The 19677-nt window shown below is 39.0% G+C and carries 12 protein-coding genes; 3 read left to right on the forward strand and 9 right to left on the reverse strand.

Features of this window, described 5'->3' with window-relative positions; genetic code table 11:
* Positions 1-121: 121 nt before the first annotated feature.
* The gene (locus CA265_17590; GenBank protein ARS41367.1) at positions 122-2527 is read right to left on the reverse strand and encodes a 3-hydroxyacyl-CoA dehydrogenase; all 2406 of its coding nucleotides are present in this window, start codon (positions 2525-2527) and stop codon (positions 122-124) included.
* Positions 2528-2604: 77 nt separating this feature from the next.
* Entirely contained in the window at positions 2605-3039 is a 435-nt protein-coding gene (locus tag CA265_17595) for a MarR family transcriptional regulator (protein ID ARS41368.1), read from the reverse strand.
* A 121-nt stretch (positions 3040-3160) separates the two neighbouring features.
* On the opposite strand from CA265_17595, the gene CA265_17600 reads away from it, so the two are divergent.
* On the forward strand, positions 3161-4126 hold the full coding sequence (locus CA265_17600; GenBank protein ID ARS41369.1) for a hypothetical protein: 966 nt from the start codon (positions 3161-3163) through the stop codon (positions 4124-4126).
* Positions 4127-4189: 63 nt separating this feature from the next.
* On the opposite strand, the gene CA265_17605 is transcribed toward CA265_17600, so the two are convergent.
* From CA265_17605 to CA265_17630, 6 genes are all read right to left on the reverse strand, one after another.
* A complete protein-coding gene (locus CA265_17605; GenBank protein ARS41370.1) occupies positions 4190-5512 on the reverse strand; it encodes a hypothetical protein in 1323 nt (440 codons plus the stop codon).
* Between the two features lie 284 nt (positions 5513-5796).
* Complete coding sequence (locus tag CA265_17610) at positions 5797-7506, reverse strand: hypothetical protein (GenBank protein ID ARS43041.1); 1710 nt, start codon at positions 7504-7506, stop codon at positions 5797-5799.
* Positions 7507-7922: 416 nt separating this feature from the next.
* On the reverse strand, positions 7923-10259 hold the full coding sequence (locus tag CA265_17615) for a GAF domain-containing protein (protein ARS41371.1): 2337 nt from the start codon (positions 10257-10259) through the stop codon (positions 7923-7925).
* An 81-nt stretch (positions 10260-10340) separates the two neighbouring features.
* Positions 10341-12032: a gamma-glutamyltransferase gene (locus CA265_17620; protein ARS43042.1), complete on the reverse strand. Its 1692-nt coding sequence runs from the start codon at positions 12030-12032 to the stop codon at positions 10341-10343.
* Positions 12033-12158: 126 nt separating this feature from the next.
* On the reverse strand, positions 12159-13580 hold the full coding sequence (locus CA265_17625; protein ARS41372.1) for a hypothetical protein: 1422 nt from the start codon (positions 13578-13580) through the stop codon (positions 12159-12161).
* Positions 13581-13754: 174 nt separating this feature from the next.
* A complete protein-coding gene (locus CA265_17630; protein ARS41373.1) occupies positions 13755-15524 on the reverse strand; it encodes a long-chain fatty acid--CoA ligase in 1770 nt (589 codons plus the stop codon).
* Between the two features lie 253 nt (positions 15525-15777).
* On the opposite strand from CA265_17630, the gene CA265_17635 reads away from it, so the two are divergent.
* Positions 15778-16242: a hypothetical protein gene (locus CA265_17635; protein ARS41374.1), complete on the forward strand. Its 465-nt coding sequence runs from the start codon at positions 15778-15780 to the stop codon at positions 16240-16242.
* A gap of 131 nt (positions 16243-16373) precedes the next feature.
* On the opposite strand, the gene CA265_17640 is transcribed toward CA265_17635, so the two are convergent.
* Positions 16374-18203, reverse strand: a complete 1830-nt coding sequence (locus tag CA265_17640) for a peptidase M61 (GenBank protein ARS41375.1) — start codon at positions 18201-18203, stop codon at positions 16374-16376.
* 375 nt (positions 18204-18578) lie between these two features.
* On the opposite strand from CA265_17640, the gene CA265_17645 reads away from it, so the two are divergent.
* Positions 18579-19676 (forward strand): efflux transporter periplasmic adaptor subunit, encoded by a 1098-nt coding sequence (locus tag CA265_17645; GenBank protein ARS41376.1) that lies wholly within the window; start codon positions 18579-18581, stop codon positions 19674-19676.
* Position 19677 lies beyond the last annotated feature (1 nt).

Raw genomic sequence — 19677 nt, forward strand, 5'->3', positions numbered from 1 at the left:
TTGAGACCTGCCCAAATTCAAACTCAAACCGATTATTGTTTTTTTAGATATGAGATTTGAGACGCTAGATGTGAGACCAATTACTTTCTCAAATCTAATGTCTCACATCTCCAGTGTCAACTTAATTCCTCAACGGTTTTCCCTTTGTAATAATTGATTGAATCCGTTCTAACGATTTACGCTCACCAGCAAGTGATAAAAATGCTTCTCTTTCCAGATCCAATAAATATTGTTCGGTTACTTCTGTCGGAGCGGATAAATCGCCGCCACACATTACATAACCTAATTTTTCGGAGATTTTTTTATCATGTTCGGAAATGAAATGCCCCGCATACATGCTATTCGCACCTGCATAAACAATTCCTAAACCTTGTTTGCCCAGTACCTTAATATCGTTTCGTTGCACGGGTTTGGTATAGCCCGCATCAGCCAGTTCTATTGCTTTCGCTTTGGCATCGGCCAATAAACGGTTCCGGTTCATCGAGATCGAGAATTTATCCTTTTGCAGATAACCCAGTTCGTAAGCCTCATAACCCGAAGTCGAAACTTTTGCCATTCCAATCGTTAAGAAACGGTCTTTCAATGCATTCTGAACAATCTGATCATCTTTATATTCATCCGATGCACGCAAAGCAAATTCTTTAGTTCCGCCGCCACCAGGGATTACGCCAACACCAAACTCAACCAAACCCATATACGTTTCAGCAGAAAGCTGAACGTGATCGGCATGTAAACTAAACTCGCAGCCACCGCCCAGGGTTAAATTATGCGGGGCAACCACAACCGGAATAGAAGAATAACGGATGCGCATCGAAGTATTCTGGAACATCCTAATCGCCATGTTCAATTCATCCCACTCCTGCTCTACCGCCATCATAAAAATCATACCCACATTTGCACCGGCAGAGAAGTTTGCACCATCATTACCGATAACTAAACCGCGGTAATCTTTCTCGGCCATATCAATCGCTTTGTTGATTCCCGAAATGACATCACCGCCGATGGTATTCATTTTGGTGTGGAATTCTACATTCAAAATGCCATCACCCAGATCGATAATCGAAACACCTGAATTTTTCCACAGCGTTTTATTTTCGCGAAGGTTATCTAAAATGATAAACTCATCTGTTCCTGGTAAAGCTTTATAACTTTTAGAAGGGATATCGTAATATTTTTTAACGCCGTTTTCTACTTTATAAAATGAAGTATTTCCGGCATCGAGCATTTCATGCACCCAGGCCGCAGCTTTATTGCCATATTGCTCCATCCCCTCAATGGCTTCTTTTACGCCAACGGCATCCCAAAGTTCGAAGGGACCAAGTTCCCAACCAAAACCTGCACGCATGGCATCGTCAATACGGTACAATTCGTCAGAAATTTCAGGAATTCTATCCGATACATATTCGAATAAACCAAAAGAAGAATGGCGGAATAATTCGCCGGCTTTATCTTTTCCTTTCGCAAAAATCTTCATGCGCTCACGCAGATTTTCAATCGGTTTGGTCATTTCTAAGGTAGCCGATTTTACTTTTTGCTGAGGCTTATATTCCAGGGTTTTTAAATCCAGTGCAAGGATTTCGGTTTTACCATCGGCAGATTTCGTTTTTTTATAGAAACCTTGCTGGGTTTTATCACCAAGCCATTTGTTCTCTTCCATTTTTTGCACATATGCAGGAAGTTTAAACAAATCATGCGCTTTATCATCCGGACAGTTATCGTAAAGCCCTTTCGCCACTTTGATCATGGTATCTAAACCAACCACATCCGAAGTACGGAAAGTAGCCGATTTTGGTCGGCCCAATGCCGGCCCCGTAAATTTATCAACCTCTTCTACCGTTAAATCTAATTTTTCGACCAAATGCAAAAGCGCCATAATCGAATAAACACCTACCCGGTTAGCAATAAAAGCCGGAGTATCTTTACATAAAACGGTTGTTTTTCCTAAAAATTTATCACCATAATGCATCAGGAAATCAACAATTTCTGGTTGTGTATGTGGCGTTGGAATAATCTCCAATAATTTTAAATAACGCGGTGGATTAAAAAAGTGTGTTCCACAGAAATGCGCTTTAAAATCTTCGCTTCTTCCCTCAGCCATTAAATGGATCGGAATACCGGAAGTGTTCGAGGTAATTAATGTACCTGGCTTGCGGAACTGTTCTACCTGCTCGAAAACTTTTTTCTTGATATCAAGATTTTCGACTACAACCTCAATTACCCAATCGTAACCGGCAATTTTCGACATGTCATCAGCGAAATTCCCAGTTTTGATCTTATTTAATGCTTTTTTGGTATAAACTGGCGATGGATTTGTTTTTACAGCCGTTTGCAAGGCTGTATTTACAATCCGGTTTTTTACAGCCGGGTTATCCAGTGTTAAGCCTTTTGCCTGCTCTTCGGGACTTAGCTCTTTAGGGGCGATATCCAACAACAAAACCTCTACCCCAATATTGGCGAAGTGGCATGCAATACGGGACCCCATAATACCCGAACCTAAAACTGCAACTTTATTAATGCTTCGTTTCATTATCTATTTGCTTTTCATTAGTTTGATAGCACCATTTTATGTAGCAACCTACCAAACAGATTTGATTATTATATTCGTTAATCAACAGTATAGGCTACTGTGATATCATTTAGTTTGATCAACAGATTAATAAAAGTCTCCTTCTCCTTTTTAGAGAAATGCTCATCGAGATATTCATTAAATTTTCGAACAACACCTTTGGCCAGTTGTTTTTTCTCTTTACCAAAATCGGTCAGAAAAACCTTTACCGAACGTTTATCGCCTGCAGATGTTTCACGATAAATGAGATTGGCCTCTTCCATATTGTTTAACATGCGGGATAAACTAGTTGCTTTAACCCCAAGCAAGCCAGCTAAATTTGAAACGGCTGTGCCCTCTACGTCGTCTATATTAATAAGCATGTAGCCAATAGCCTGGGTAATCCCAAAGCTGGATGCCATTTGATTGTACTTATTAAACATATTTTGCCAGGCAAACTTAACGTGGTAATCTATGGTTTGTTGTTGTTTCATTTTGTTAATTTATTATGCTTGCATAACAAAGCTAGCGAATGTATTTTGTTAATGCAAGTAGAAAATTGAAAATAATTGTCAAAATTTTCCTATTATAGATGCACACAAAATGAAAATGTCTATGATGTTGAAAGCAAAGAGCATCCTCCTCTTCAGCCTGTTTATTTTATGGGCTGTAGTTGGTAAAAGTCAGGTCTCTTATTTCGGTGAAAACCTGTTAAACAGTGAAAAATTAGCTGCCTTTAAAAAAACAACAACCTTGTTTACTTTACAGTATGCTGATTATGCGGAGCTGGAAAAATTTGATCAGGCCATTAAAAAAAACTGGACCATTACCCCTTACAAAATTATTAAACCCGAAGAGCTTGCCCGTTATGATACACTTTCCAACTATTCGTTCTTCTATTTTGATGGATATGCCGATAAGCTGGATAGTACCACAAATGTAAACGTCGTTTATGCATTAAAGCTGGTTAGCCCATCTAAAAAACCTAAATCAAAGGAAGAAAGTGTACTTGCAACAGTTACACTTTTTGCTGATCGGGCGACCAATCTTCAAATAGAAATCCAGGACCGCTATACCGGTTCAAAAAGAACCATCAGAAATAGCCTGATATCAACCCTTTACAACAAGTCGAATTTCCTCAACTGGTCGCCAGGATTTTTAACCGGTTATTTAAAACAGATTAATGATGGATTGCTCGCAAACGAGAATTGTAATTTGGATTTTCAGTTTTACAATAAAGTACGTTTACCAGCATTAGCCAAAGAAACGCTTTACCTCCCTGAATATATTAAGCAGGTATTTTCATCCAAATTGACCCTTTTGCCAACATCAGGGATAATAGCAGAACCTTATAATTACAAACTCAAATTTGTAACCTACAAGGAGTTAGATAATTTAATATTGGGCAATGAATTCAACGTTAAGTATTTAATTTACACGCAACGTTCTAACGATAAAATCATCAGTGTTTACGATAGCAAAGATGATAAAATCATTTATCAGCGCTTCTATCCTCAATCGCCTAATTTTGAAATGAATGATTTAAGTGAGATTAAAAAAGTAATTACGTCGATAAAATAAAATCTTTAAAACAAAAAAGTCCCGATTTGCATCGGGACTTTTTTAATGTTAGTTAAAAACAGACTAGTAAAGTGTAAACTCTACACGACGGTTTTGTTGACGACCAGCTGCTGTTTTATTGGTAGCAATTGGTTGGCCCATGCCATAACCTGTAGCCTCAATACGTGATGCATTTGCACCTTGAGAAACTAAATAAGCTTTTACCGATTCTGCTCTATCTTTTGATAAACGCAAGTTTAATTCTTTTGAACCAGTATTATCTGTATGACCAGCTAATTTTAAACTGAAGTTTTTCTGAATCAACAATGCTGCAACTCTGTTTAGTGAAGCATAAGATTTAGAACGAATAGTGGCTTTACCTAAATCGAACTCTAAGTTTTTAATCGCTTCATTAACAACTTTACGATCTTCTTCGGTTACGATTACTTTTTCTACTACTTTTTCAGGAGTTTTTAACGGGCAACCAGCACCATCAACCACAGTACCTGCTGGAGTATCAGGACATTTATCTAATTTATCGGCAACACCATCACCATCTGTATCTTTTAAGATGTCGCTCATTTCTGAACGTAGTTTTGCATTTTCAGCTTTTTGAGCATTTAAATCAGATTTTAAACCTTCAGCAGTTTGTTTTGCTTTTAAAGCTTCATCATAAGTTAAAGCTACCGGATTGTGGAAAGCCAATTGTTTTCCGCTACCTAAAGCAAACTCTAAACCAGCATAAGCGTAGTTATATTTATCGTTTCCGTTTCTGTAATAACCATCAAGGTTATCACCATCAACAAAGTTGATTGTCCAGCCTAAATCTAAATTCACAGCATCAGAAATTTTAAATTTAGCACCTAAACCTACCGGAATAATTAATTCGTTGATGTTATCGCCACCATTAAGTGTCGAAGTTCCAGCTGCCGTAGTAATAGTGGGCTTGTAAGCCGCAATACCCGCACCAGCAGAAGCATAAAGCTGCAAAGTATTCTCTTTTTTAAACATATCGATATTAAACATGTTTACCACAGCATTTAAACTTCCTGAATAAGATAATTCCGTATCGAAAGCTTTTACCGGTGAGTTGTTTACCAAACCACTTTCATAAGGTTCAGTATTATCGCCTTTTAATTTACCACGAACTCCATCTAAACGAAGAGAGAAATAAGGTGTAAATTGTTTTTTAATGTATAGGCCATAACCTAAACTTGATTTGTTATTACTGAAATCATTTTTCCCACCCAATGGCGATAATGGCGTAAGTACACCAGCGTTTACACCGATAGACCATGTTCTAAATGTTGTTGTCGAAGTTGCAGGGCTTTCCTGAGCTGAAGCAGCTGATCCGATGAGTAAACCAGCAAGTGCAACCGGTAGTGATTTAAATAGTTGTAATTTCATAAATTTTCTATTAACGTTGAATAAGCGTTTGCACTTGTATTACAATAGCCATACCAAAAATACAGGCATGTAAAAATACTTATCAACTTTTTAACACTTATCACCTGTGCCATAGACCTGGAAGAACTAAAAAGTGCGTTATAACATAAGAGCTTCAGGCACTTTTAATTTCCTTAAAGCTTAGACGTCATCTAAAATCAAAATGTTCGCTTTCGAGCTTTAATGTCCTGTTTTCGTGTCGATAATTCCCAAATGGCTGTTAAGGGCAATATCCACTTGTTAAACTATTTAATATCGCCGGCAAATTTCCATTGGGTACTGAAATTTTCGGGTAATTGCTGATTGGTTAATAAGGCCCTTACCATTTCGACCGGCATATTATTTTCATGCAATATGCGATTATGAAACTGGATATTGGTCATTTTCCCACTTTGTACCAGTTCCTTATGTAATGCCCTAAACTGTAATCCACCTAACATATACCCAATCTGGTATAACGGTCCGTATCCCCCGGTAAATGATCTACGTACCTCGGCTTCTGCATTGGCACGCTCAAAACCTACCCGATCTACCAAAAAGTCGATACACTGCTTAGGTGTCCATTTACCCAAATGGTAGTTCATCGAAAAAATAATACGTGCACAGCGGTGCATGCGCCAAAAAAGCATTCCAATTTTATCTTCCGGAGACTTCGCGAAATTCTGGTCCCACAGCAACATCTCCCAGTACAACGACCATCCTTCCGTCCAGAAAGGCGTACCAAATACCTTACGATAAGGTTTGTAGCGGCTTTGCATAAAATATTGAAGATTGTGTCCCGGAATAAGTTCATGAAAAACTACGGCTCTTGAAAAGTGCCGGCTGTTGCCCCGCAGGGTCATCATTTTGGCATCTTCACTCATATCTTCGGTCGGATAGGCAATTAATACCGATTCTCCACCGAGAAAAAACGGCGCAAACAATTGTTCCTGCGGACTTAACATGCGCATGCGCCAGCCTTCTTTGGCCAGGGTCGGAATAGTGATGAGTTTATTTTTCTCTACAAAGTTTATGGCTTCATTAGCCAGTTCATAAACCAGTTCGGGTTGTTTTCCCAGTTCAGGATAATCGGTTTTCACTTTTTCCAGTGCTTTCTTCCAATCATTACCAAAGCCCATTTGCTGCGAAGCTTTGAGCATTTCGGCGTCACACCAGGCAAATTCCCTCATCGCAATGGCCTCAATCTGCTCAGGCGTATAGGCAATCATCTCATCTTTTAGGCTACTCAACAATGCTGTTCTCCCTATCGGATTGCCAATAATGCCACTTCCATCATCTTTGGCATCTGATGGTTTGGCTATTTTACCCAATACAGCGGCATAATCCTTTAATACCTCTACTACTTTGGGATAAACTGCTTTGGTGGCTTTGGTAAACTGCGGATCGTAACCATCGTAAAATTTATAGGCTTCGGTAAATACGGTTAGGTATTGATTAATGGTTTGCTGTGCCCAGGATGCCTGAACTGGTGTAACGGCCAGGTCTTTGTTTTCTACAGCTTTTGAAGTTTTCCCGATATCTTCTTTCAGTTGTTCGAATTGCGCTTGTGTGGTTTTACCATCTTGTTGCTGGCCAATCCTTCGTTTTGCCTCAAAATCCAATATTGCTTTGGCAAAAGGCAAAGTAAAAATATTGCTTTTAAACTCGACATAGTGCTGTTGCAAATTTGCCGAGTCTGATCGGATATCGCGTTTAAGTAAAATATAATCTACCCTTTCATTTACACTTAGTTTGTTAAAGGGCAATGCTTTTAGTTGTTTTTGCCAGGCTGTATAAAAGCGCTGCATCCGCGTAAAGTACTCCTCAGATTGTTTGAGCGTATATTTACGGTTAAGCATGGTCTCGTCTGACTGGTATTGATTAATCAGCGGACTGACCAGACTGGCTTCATTGGTTTGAGCTTGTAATTGTAGGGAAACTGTTAAAAACAAAAACAGAGCGAATAGTTTAGGCATGGCGATTGGTGCAATTTTGATTAGCTGACGCAATATAAGTAAAACGAGATTATTCGCTGTAAGGTGAGCGTGTAACTTATTCGTTTGTTGTGTCCCCACCAACAGGCTTTCACAGTCTGCTGGCGAAAGTGCCAATGCGCGTTATCATTACCTATTCATTATTTTTTTGAAGCGCAGTGTCTGTGCTAAAATTCAGGTCAGTCCAGCTTTTCGCTGTATCTTTTTTGCCTTTGGCAGGCAAAAAAGGATGTCGCTTCAATCTGGGCTAGTTTACTTAAGCCTTTAGCAGAAAGCGGGACTAACCATCAAATGAAATATGGTCTTTGCTTTTCAAGAAGCCGCGATATCGTTATAAGCCAAATCGGGAACTGCTACAATGTTCGGCAATTTGTTAACTGGATGCCCACAACTGAAATTTATAAAATAGTTAGGCGCAATGCCTTTAATCCGCTTAGTCCCTGTAAATCTTCCAGATCAAGATCTTCCGTTTCGGGCTTCAATACCCCGGTTTCCTGCAGGTATTTTACAAAAGGCAGGTAATCTTCAATATCTCTCTTGTTGAAATAAATCAATGCCAGCTTATCGGGCTGGGTAAGGCGTTCCTGCGAATTGCGAATGAGTATCTTGTCAATCCTTTTTTTGATCATCTGATACCTGATGTTGTAAGCACCTTCTACATCAAACTTCCGCTCGTCGATCCTAAAACTAATGTCTATAGGATGATTATGAATAAAGATGAGTTGCGTGGTGGTCAGTTTAACGGGCATATCGGGCTGGAGCAGTTGCACCATTCTGGCAATCTCAGCCATTGATGATAGTTGCCATAACCTTAGGTTTTTAAGGTGGAAATGATTAAAAATCCTATCGGGCGCAATTGACTGCCCGATATAAATGTCGTATTCAACCCCATCTGTCCTGAACTTTTCGAAATAGCAGGGATAAGAATCTTGCAATTTTTCGCGTTCGGTTTCAAAATAATTGTTAATGGCCGTATTGATCAGCTGCATGGATGTTTCCAAAGCATGGCGGTGTTTGTATACCTCACCATGAGGCGCAGAAATGCGATCAAGATATTTACCGATTACCTTTTGGGTATCTGGGTGCGACTGGGAAATGAGCTTAAGGTAATCGCTGGTTTCTTCTTTAAGGAAAATGTTGAGGCTGTTCTCATCGGTTGTATTCAGCTCATCGCCCTGCAAAATATCACTCCACTTATTGCAGTTAAAAATGATTTCGACCAGCAAAGCATCGCTGTAAGTTTTGCTCAGCTGATCGAGCGTTTCACGAAACAGACTGAGGTGCAGGCTCAGATCGGCTTTACTGGCTGCATTGCGTTCGGTCGTAGAATTTCTAATATCTATTGCACCATAAAAAGGGTAAACGTCTGCAAAACTAATATCCTCATTATGCTGGGGCAAGTTCTTTTTCTTATTGTAGAGGTGATGCCAGGCCGCTTCATTAAACTTCCACTGCACAGCTGGCTGGATAGAGGTATATTTTTCTTTGATGATGTTTTCAATCTCGAGGTTAAACTCGTCTATATAAACCTGTAAGAGTTGGGCAATAGGTGCTAAAACGGGGTCCAATAAGGTAATTTTCTTTTCATCGAAAGTTTCTCCCACCCAGGTATGCATACCCAATACCCCTACCAGAATCTGGTTGTGAAATACGGGGATGAGCGCCATCGATTTTACATTCAGTTCTCTAAACCTGTCTAACCAGGGAAACATCTCTTTGCTTTCTGCCCAAATATCGGGTGAGTAAAAAGAATTCGGATTTGCAGCATAACCTTCGGCAATCTGTCGAAAAGCTTCAGGACTTAAAGTTTCCTCACCCCATACCGAAAACAACAAACCACTCCCTCCTTTTACCCACCCATAAACCATTTTGTTGTTTACTCTAACGAAAGGGAAAAGATCGAATTGAATATTGGCATTTTGCACCAGTACTTTAAGCGATTGTATCACTTCTCCGTAAGCAACGCTTTCGCTGCCGGGCACACGACTCAACCTTACACTTTTAATATTTTCTACAGCCTGTTTGGCCGTAACATCTGAAATGGTAAGCACAGAAATGCCTCTAAGCTCAAAAAGGTCTAAAGGCAAAACTTGTTGCAATTTATCCAATCCAGCTTCTTCACTCAAATATTGTTGCAGTTCACGGTAGCTGAGATCGGGCAAAGGTTGTTTGGCCTTAACTTCAATAAAACTGGCATTCAGGCCAATATGAAAATAACCTGGCAAACCGGTATCAGCGTTGATAGCCGAATGGTATTTTTCCTTTATCGGCGAATGGAATGCGTAGAGCTCGCCAAAGATGAAGGAATAGATGTAATGCAGCCGATCATGTTGATGCTGTTCGAGTGTTTTTGATCCCGCAAAACTGTTTTGGTCTTTCTTCTGGTGTTCGAGCAATTCGTACATCAGCTCTGTTCCATAAAAAGTAATGGGCTGCATGGGTGCACAAAGCCCCCAGGCTTGATGGTCTTCTGTTAAAAGTGCCGGTGAAAGACAGGCATACATGTGTTCCAGTAACAGTTCATGTTGATCAATATCTTCAAGAGCGATCACCTGATCATCAACCCCCTGTTTTTTAAATTCTTTCAGGGCATTGCTATAAAGGACGGACTTTACCGTCTGCTCTTCCTCAATTTTCCGTTTCAGGTATTTGATAAAAGGGCCAAAAGAGATCGACGAATCTACCTCAGGCAAATCGGCATAGTTTTGAACAATGTTAAATATGCGCTTCCTCATCTCTTTAAACTTTAAATCAGCAACTATTTGACTTGCAAAAAATTGACCAATGCTAAGATAAAAAATAGATGTGAGAAATTGCTACCAGCCGATGGCCTTATCATCTCCCCTCGGGTCGGCACCACCCTGATAATTGCCCCATTTGGTTTTTAAGATGGCATCAACCCTGCCAATCGGACCTCTAGGGACAATTTTATAGCCTTTTGCTTTTAATTTTTCTACTGACAAACTATCGATAGCATCTTTTTCTACATACACCTCATCTGGTAACCATTGGTGATGAAACTTTTTAGCCGCTACAGCCGACTGCATAGACATATCAAAATCGATGACATTTATAATGGTTTGAAACACAGATGTGATGATGGTTGAACCGCCTGGTGTACCTACCACCATAAATAATTTCCCGTCTTTCTCTACAACACTCGGTGTCATAGAGCTTAACATGCGTTTATTTGGGGCAATTGCATTGGCTTCGCCACCAACTAAGCCATACATATTAGGCGCTCCGGGTTTAACAGAAAAGTCGTCCATTTCGTTATTTAATAGAAATCCAGCGCCTTTTACCGCCACTAACGAACCGTAAGAGCCATTTAAGGTCGTGGTGATCGAAACGGCATTTCCATCTCGGTCTACAATAGAGAAATGTGTCGTTTCTTCGTGCTCTGCACCTTTAATCTCCCCAGCCAAAACAGCACTGCTTGGCGTTGCTGCTGCCCAGCTAAAGTTTGCCATGCGGTTTTTATTATATTCGGCACTTAACATTTGCTGCTGTGGAACCGCATAAAAATCTGGGTCGCCTAAATGTGTTGCCCGGTCGGCATATACCCTTCTTTCGGCTTCTACAATAACCTGAACTGTGGAATCTGCATTATGACCCCACTTTTTTAGGGGAAAATTTTCTACACTTTGTAGCAATTGAATCAGCGCAATACCCCCACTCGAAGTTGGCGGCATGGTAATAATTTTGTAACCTCTGTAATTACCCGTTATTGGTTTGCGCCAGGTTGCGTGATAGTTTTTTAAATCTTCTTTGGTAATAAGTCCTTTGCCACGCTTCATTTCGGCCACAACCGAATCGGCCACAGCACCTTCATAAAAACCGGCCCTGCCTTTTTCCTGGATGAGTTTTAGGGTATTGGCCAGTTCTTTTTGAACCAAAAGGTCATTTTCCTGCCAGGTACTTTCTAAATTTACGAAGGCCGTTCCATCCGGATTAAAATCCATAAACTTTCTATGCAAACCATTCAATTCACCAGCTTGTCGCTTGGTAATTTTGAAACCATTTTGAGCCAAATTTATCGCTGGTTCTAATACCTGCGCCCAGGAAAGCTTTCCATATTTTTTGTGTGCCTCTACCATTCCATCTACTGATCCTGGTACGCCTGCCGCTAAATGGCCGTAAAGGCTTTTATCCACAATCGGATTCCCCGATGAATCGAGGTACATATCTCTGCTGGCTGCCGCAGCTGCCTTTTCTCTAAAATCTAAGGCATTTATTTCTCCGTTTGCCCCGCGGTATACCATAAAACCACCCCCACCAATATTTCCCGCGTTTGGATAAACCACGGCAAGTGCAAACTGAACTGCAACGGCCGCATCAACGGCATTCCCACCTTTTTTTAAAATAGCTATACCCACCTGCGATGCTTCCGGATGGGCAGAAACCACCATTCCATTTTTATATTCGCCACTGTTATTTTTACCCAGCTGACCAGTTACGCAACCAGTTAATAACACCACCACACTGAGGTATATTAACGATTTTTTAATATTATTGAGGGGCCTTATAGTTTTCTGCATCTTTATATATTTTTTTCGATTACCGCATTATTTTTTCCCGGTAATTACTTTTCTTTTAAGCTTAATTTTCAGATAGAAAATACTTGTTTCTAAGGATTATAAATATTTACTAATCTGCGCATATAATTTTTCTTTATCACTTGGCCTTAAAGCATCGGCAACAACTAATTTACCGTTTTTAATGATTAAATAACGCGGTATTCCATAACTCCCGTCCTTTCCTAATTTATCACTCAAATCTTTTCTCAAGGCTTGATTAGTCCGAACATGATTGCCAGAAAGTTTAAAATATTTTATCATCTCTTTCCATTGCTGCGCTGCATCATCTTTATCTATGGAGATAAAAAGCATCTCAACCTGTTTTGCTTTGAGAAATTGCTCCAGGTCTTTACTATATTCAAATTCTTGTTTACATGGCCCACACCAGGTTGCCCAAATATCAACAAATACCGTTTTGTCTTTAAATTGGCCAATTAAACTATCCAGGGTGTTAAATTTATCGTAGTTGGCCAACATTTTTTGCCCGGGTTCAAAATCGTTTTTTACCTTATTATGGTAGGTTATAATTTCATTGACCGTTGGTTGCAAATATGGCGCAAAATTACTTTTAGGATAACTGGCTTTAAATGAATCGAACAAATCGACCAATACTTTCTGATACCTGGTCTGTAACATTTCCTCATATAGAAAAGTAGCCAGCAAAAATTCTTTCATTTTGCCTGTATAATTATCTTCGAAGGTTTTATATATACTCTTAAGCCAAATATCCTCATCTCTTTTAGGCAATTGCGTTCCGTTTTTTAGCGGGAGATAATAATTGAGGTAAGTACTTACGTAATATTTGGCATGGTAATAAAAATCCGGGTAAAAAGCATCCCTAAGATTGTTCATGGAATACTTTTTATAGGCATCTGCCCACATTTTATCCAAATCGTTATTTATCTTTTGCTTTGCACTAAAAACGACCATGGGGATGGCGGCTTGCAAAATGATCTGTTCGGTTGAAAAGTATCTTTTTATTTCGTTATAAAAGTTTGCCGAAATCTTGTGTTTCGAGAACAGTTCTGTATAAGGTTTTAGTGCTTCATTCTGATCATTTTCGAGCAATTGATACAAACCGGCTGCAGTGCTATCCTTTTTATAATAATTTCTAGCCCTGTATTGATAAAACTCCACATTCCTTTTATTAAAAAGCAACATTCCTTCCTTATTTTTATCGCTCTGCACCAAAAGCCCCTTATCAAAAACTAAATGTGTAGTACCTGGCTCTATCAATACGGTATTATTGTTAATTCTTAACCAGGCCAGTTTATTAATCTTTAAAGCATAGTTTACCGTGCTATCATCGCCAAATTTAAGCTCTTTTTTGGCTGGATAAAACCATGTATCATCTACAGGGATTTGGATAATTACCGTATTATTTTTAGCACGTAAATTTTTGATACTAAGTTTCGCTTCTTGTGCAAAAGAATTTATTGCCGCAGTAAACAATAAAATGAAGAGGGTTATTTTTTTCATAGTGTTTTAAGCTGAAACACAAATATTGAAGATATTTTAGAAACTGTTTAAAAATGAATTATTTTTTTACTCATTGAAAAAGGCGGGTGAAGACACCCGCCTCTGATTAATATTAATTAGTATGCCACCAATAAAGATGTAGTGCATTTAAAATCAGGAAATTTAATCCGCTTCTTATTGCTTATAACCTTCTGCATCTTTATATATTTTTTCGATTACCGCATTATTTTTCTCGGTAATTACTTTTCGCTTCAAACTTAATTTCGGTGTAAGTTCGCCACCATCAATACTCCACTCTTTAGGCAACAAGGCAAATCTTTTTACCTGCTCCCATTTACCAAAACCTCCATTTGCTGCTTCGATAACCTCATTATATTTAGTGAGTACCTGTTCGTTTTTAATCATCTCTTCGTTCGAAGTAAAAGTAATGCCTTTTCTTCCTGCCCATGTTTTTAGGGTTTCGAAATTCGGAACGATCAAGGCAGATGGAAATTTTCTATTTTCACCCAAAACCATAATCTGTTCGATAAAAATCGATTCCTTATATTTGTTTTCCAGCATTTGCGGGGCAACGTATTTACCACCAGCTGTTTTAAACATCTCTTTTTTACGGTCGGTAATTTTTAAAAAGCGACCATCAACCAGTTCTCCTATATCCCCGGTATGGAACCATCCCTCTTTATCTACTGCCTCATCGGTTAAATCAGGTCGGTTGTAATAACCTTTCATTACCTGGTGTCCGCGGGTTAATACTTCGCCATCTGCTGCTATTTTAACTTCCACACCTTTAATTACTTCACCAACGGTACCGAACATGGTTCCACCGAAATGATTAACGGTAATTACCGGCGAGGTTTCAGTTAATCCATACCCCTCAAAAACAGGCATACCCGCTGCCCAAAAGATCCTGGCCAAACGCGGATTTAAGGCCGCTCCACCCGATACAATCACGACGATTTCACCGCCTAAAGCTTCCTGCCACTTTTTGAAAACCAGTTTACGGGCAATCCCCAGTTGAAAGTTATACCACGCACCCGCATCAATTGTGTATTTTTCGGCCAAAGCTACCGACCAGAAGAAAATCCCTTTTTTAATGCCTGTTAATGCTTTCCCTTTTTCCATGATCTTATCGTACACTTTTTCAAGAAGTCTTGGAACGGTAGAAAATACATTGGGTTTTACATGCTGAATATCGGCTACAATGGTTTCCATACTTTCGGCATAATAAATTCCGGTATAATTAAACAGGTATAAATAAATGATCATCCGCTCGAAAATATGCGAAAGTGGCAAAAAGCTTAACCCTTTTTTTACACCTTCGGGTATCACCACAGCCGAGTTAACAAAATTTGCAACCAGGTTATGATGCGTTAACATTACACCTTTTGGTGTACCCGTTGTGCCCGATGTGTAAATCAGGGTTAATACATCTTCGGGTGCAACTTTAGCGCGGTATTCTTCCAAATCAATATCTGTGCTTGCTTTGCCCAGTTCAATCAGCGTATTCCAGTTTTCGGCTTCTTTAATTTCATTAAAACTATAAATTTTGATAGCTGGGTTTATGGCATCGGCACAAGGCTTAATTTTTTTATACAAATCTTCATCGGCTACAAAAATAATGGCGATTTCTGCGTCTTTTAAGATAAACTGAATGTCGTGCTCGGCCAAAGTTGGGTATAAGGGAATTTGATAGGCACCAATCTGGTTGGCTGCAAAATCGGCAATGTTCCACTCCGGTCGGTTATGCGACATCACAGCAACCCTGCCCCCTTTGCCAATACCTTGTTTAATTAATCCGCGACTTAGGTTATCTACAGCAGTACAAAAATCGGCTGTACTATAATTTATCCATTTTCCATTAATTTTTCCGCTGATGAATTCTTGCTTAGGATTTTCGAGGCTATATTTCAAAAGATCAAAAACCCGTTTAATTTCTGCCGCCATATGAATTGTATATTATTTGGTTAAGTTAAAAAATCAAACATAAAGATTAACATCTATATGCCTTTTTAATAAAAATAATACCTCGTAGTTGATAAAACGCTGTATTTACTTTTTCTAAAAAATATTTAAATAAACTTAGTGATTACAAAATTACTATGCAAGCATTGTTTTTTATCCTGATGGATTTTTACCCAAAAAACAGAAACGGCATTAAAGTTGTTAGGCTGATAATTATTTACAAAACATTTAAATTATGAAAAAGTTATTTACAATTTTAGGATGCATTGCATTGTTTGCCCTTACTACAACAAACGTTAAAGCCCAAAACTATAAAACCGGACTTGGTTTAGGTATCGACTTTGGAGATGGCGCTACATTGGTTGGCCCCTCAGTTAGGCATCATTTCAGTCCTAAAGCTGCACTTCAAGGTGAAGTTTTATTTGGTGGAAACTCGACTATTATCCAGGGTTTTCTTCAATACAATTCATCTATCCCAGGTGCTAAAGGTTTAGACTGGTATTTAGGTGGTGGTCCGTCTATTCAATTGTATGACGGAGGTTCTAGTTTTTATCTGGTTCCGATGGTTGGTTTAGATTATAAATTCTCTGGCGCACCATTGGCATTAGCTTTAGACTGGAGACCAAGACTTTACATAGGCGATAACGATAGCGATTTTAACGCTGGAAGATTCGGCTTAGGTTTTAGATATACCTTCTAGGCAAAGCGCATGGCGCTGAGCGAGAAGCGTAAATTAAAACCCATAAAAAATCCCGTAAGAAATTAATCTTACGGGATTTTTTATGGGTTTTTAAGTTAACTGCAAATTGAAAACTTTTAACTGCAAACTGACTAAATTCCTGTCCATTTTTTTAACACTGCTTTTTGCGCTGGTGTTGCATTTTCATTTACAGTTGCTTTTAAGCGTACACTTGGATTTTCTTTTAAGCTTAAAGAAATTTCCTTTTCAAGTCCATCGCGGATTACTTTAACCGTTAACAGATCGCCTGTTTTTTTATCCGTAATGATGGGTAAAATATCTAAGGAAAATTTTGGCTCCTTTAATTTCACATTTTTCAACACATCGCTCAATGAGGAGCCACCAATCTCGATAATAATATCGTTTACATTTAAGCCACTTATCCATGCTGCCGTGTTTCTGGTAACCGAGGTTACTTCTAAACCTTTAGTAGCCAATTGAACAGCTGCACCAGTAACTGGTTTACCAGGCGTTGCATTTTCTGTAGAGACATCAACCCCTGCATAACCCAGGTATTTTACATATTCTACATCATCTACCCCGTTAACATATTTTGCCCAAAAACTGGTAAAACTTATTCCGGAGATTTTTTCAACCATGGCTTTAAATTCTGCATCTGTATAACCACGTTTTAAAGTTTTGCATTGCAAATACATGGCTTTCATTACATCATCCAAACTTTTGGCACCTTTAGTGGCATTAATGATTTCGAGATCCATTAAAATACCGATCACTTCTCCTTTATTGTAGTAAGAGATGGAATTGTTTTTTGAGTTTTCATTCGGACGGTAACCGATAATCCACGCATCATAACTGGATGAAGCAGCCGACTGGTATTTAGCGCCAGGTGTATTTAACACCGTACCTATACCACTTGCCAAATCTTTCAAAAATTCATTTACATCAGTAAAACCAGCTCTGTGTAAGTATTTATTTTCGTAATACGAGGTAAATCCTTCAGCTACCCAAAGGTTGGTCGTGTAATTTTCGTTATCATAATCAAAAGGGCCTAACGCTACCGGACGTAGACGCTTAACATTCCAAAGGTGATGGTACTCGTGGGCAACCAGACCTAAAAAGCCTTTATAACCTTCGGCCGTATTGTAAGCATTTCTGGTCGCGCCTAAAGTGGTAGAGTTTAAGTGCTCTAAACCGCCACCACCTTTTAAGAAATTATGAACAATGAAAAGGTAGTATTTATTAGGGTTTTCGCCATAAACTGCAGTTTCTTTTTCTACAATTTTAGCCATATCTACTTTTAGTTTCTCTTTATCGTAATTACCACCGCCGTACATGGCTACTTCGTGGCGAACGCCAGCAGCTGTAAATTCGAAAATATCCTGATTACCCACTTCAATAGGGCTATCGTAAAGAATATCAAAATCAGTAGCTTTATAGGTAAACTGCTCACCCGCAACAGGAGTTAAACCAGTAGAAACTTTACTCCAGGTATTAAAAGGAACAATTTTTACCGTACTTGGCGATTTGATCATACCATCAGGATGCATAAAAATCCCTGTTGGAGATAAGAAAGCGTGAGATTCGTCGATAAAAGGGGTACGCACAGAAATTTCAAATGCATAAACACGGTAACTGATCTGGATATTGGCAGCCTTCGCTGAAAAAATTCTCCAGGTGTTTTTTCTTACTTTTTCGACTTTTACAGCTTTACCCCCTGCAGAAGCCTTAAATTCTTCTACACTTTTTTCAAACTCGCGAACCAAATAAGAACCTGGTGTCCAAACGGGCATTTTTACATCTACATAATCTTTTGCCAAGCCAGAAATATTCATCTGAACTTCAGCATAGTGTGCCTGTGGCTCTTTAAAAGAAACCTCAAAGCCTATTTTTACCCGCGCCTTCGCTGCCATAATACACGTTAGTAGTAAAACTAAACTTAAAATTGATTTTTTGTTAAACATATTGATATTGACTGTGTTTTGTTGCAAATTTAGATTTATTGATGGGGTTTTGGAACAAAATAGCTAAATGTGGTGTAAAATAGTTGTTTCGGTCGTCCAGCGTTTGGCGATTAGCAGTTTGCGGGAAGTAAAGCGCGCTTTAGGCACTGGAGCCCTATCAAACATCAATTTGTTGATTATTGTAGCGATAATAATTGGTTTAGACTTGTTATTTTGCATCCAGACTTTAGACTTCCGACTCCAGACTTCGGGCTAAAATCGGTAACATCCTTAATACAACAAATTTAGGACTAAACTATTTGAATATTTTTACGCTCTAATTCTAAACATTAATTTCATTTTAATGTTGGAATACGCACAACACAAATAAAAAACATGAAGAAAAGGTATATCATCTATGCTGTTTTAGCTATAGGCTTAGCTTATTTAGTCTATTACAGAATTAATGCAAATAAAAAACTCGAAGGGAAAGGCGGCGCATCTGCAGGGGCAGGAAAAGGCAAAGAAGGCGGTAAAGGAGGCTCTTCTGCACCATTGGTAGTTGATGGAATTGTGGTAAAACCGGTATCGTTTGATAATGATTTAGAGGTAACCGGTGCTATTGATGCAAACGAATCGGTTGTATTAAAAAGTGAAGTTTCGGGCCTCGTAACCGGAATTTACTTTCAGGAAGGTACAACAGTATCGAAAGGAAGTGTACTGGTAAAAGTAAACGACAGAGATATACAGGCACAATTACAGGATGCCCTAACCAAGCAAAAACTTTCGGGAACTAATGAAAACCGTGCAAAACAGCTTTTGGCGAAAGGGGCAATTAGCCAGGAAGAATACGATACCGCTTTAGCAGATTTAAAATCGCTACAGGCACAAGCACAATTAATCAGGGCACAACTGGCAAAAACCACTATCCGTGCACCTTTTACAGGTAGAGTGGGTTTGCGTAGCATTTCTGCTGGAACCTATTTAACACCCGCAACGGTAATTGCCAACCTGGTCAGCACCAATCCGGTTAAAGTTACTTTTTCCGTTCCGGAGAAATATGCAGGGCAGATTAAAATGAATTCAGAAATCATATTCACTACTGATGGTTCATCTAAAGAAAATAAAGGAAAAGTTTATGCCATAGAACCCGGGATTAATGCCGCAACCCGAACATTACAAATTCGGGCTTTAGCGCCTAATGCAGATAATGCCCTACTACCAGGCTCTTTTGCCAAAATTAAACTGGCTTTAAATACGGTACAAAACGCCATACTAATTCCTAATGAAGCTGTAATACCCGTGTTGAAAGGTAAAATTGTTTACATACAGAAAGACGGAAAAGCACAGGAAGTTAAAGTGGAGGCGGGTACACGCACCGATGAAAACATTGTAATTACTTCGGGATTAAAAGCCGGCGACACGGTGTTAACCACCGGATCGATGGCCTTAAAAAAAGATGCTCCAGTAAAAGTTCATTTGGTTAAACAATAAT

The sequence above is a fragment of the Sphingobacteriaceae bacterium GW460-11-11-14-LB5 genome, assembly GCA_002151545.1.
Lineage (GTDB): Bacteria > Bacteroidota > Bacteroidia > Sphingobacteriales > Sphingobacteriaceae > Pedobacter.

Bases quoted from the DNA above. Each gene is read 5' to 3' on its own strand.
- CA265_17590 (ARS41367.1), bottom strand. From the start codon at position 2,527: ATGAAACGAAGCATTAATAAAGTTGCAGTTTTAGGTTCGGGTATTATG.
- CA265_17595 (ARS41368.1), bottom strand. From the start codon at position 3,039: ATGAAACAACAACAAACCATAGATTACCACGTTAAGTTTGCCTGGCAA.
- CA265_17600 (ARS41369.1), top strand. From the start codon at position 3,161: ATGATGTTGAAAGCAAAGAGCATCCTCCTCTTCAGCCTGTTTATTTTA.
- CA265_17605 (ARS41370.1), bottom strand. From the start codon at position 5,512: ATGAAATTACAACTATTTAAATCACTACCGGTTGCACTTGCTGGTTTA.
- CA265_17610 (ARS43041.1), bottom strand. From the start codon at position 7,506: ATGCCTAAACTATTCGCTCTGTTTTTGTTTTTAACAGTTTCCCTACAA.
- CA265_17615 (ARS41371.1), bottom strand. From the start codon at position 10,259: ATGAGGAAGCGCATATTTAACATTGTTCAAAACTATGCCGATTTGCCT.
- CA265_17625 (ARS41372.1), bottom strand. From the start codon at position 13,580: ATGAAAAAAATAACCCTCTTCATTTTATTGTTTACTGCGGCAATAAAT.
- CA265_17630 (ARS41373.1), bottom strand. From the start codon at position 15,524: ATGGCGGCAGAAATTAAACGGGTTTTTGATCTTTTGAAATATAGCCTC.
- CA265_17635 (ARS41374.1), top strand. From the start codon at position 15,778: ATGAAAAAGTTATTTACAATTTTAGGATGCATTGCATTGTTTGCCCTT.
- CA265_17640 (ARS41375.1), bottom strand. From the start codon at position 18,203: ATGTTTAACAAAAAATCAATTTTAAGTTTAGTTTTACTACTAACGTGT.
- CA265_17645 (ARS41376.1), top strand. From the start codon at position 18,579: ATGAAGAAAAGGTATATCATCTATGCTGTTTTAGCTATAGGCTTAGCT.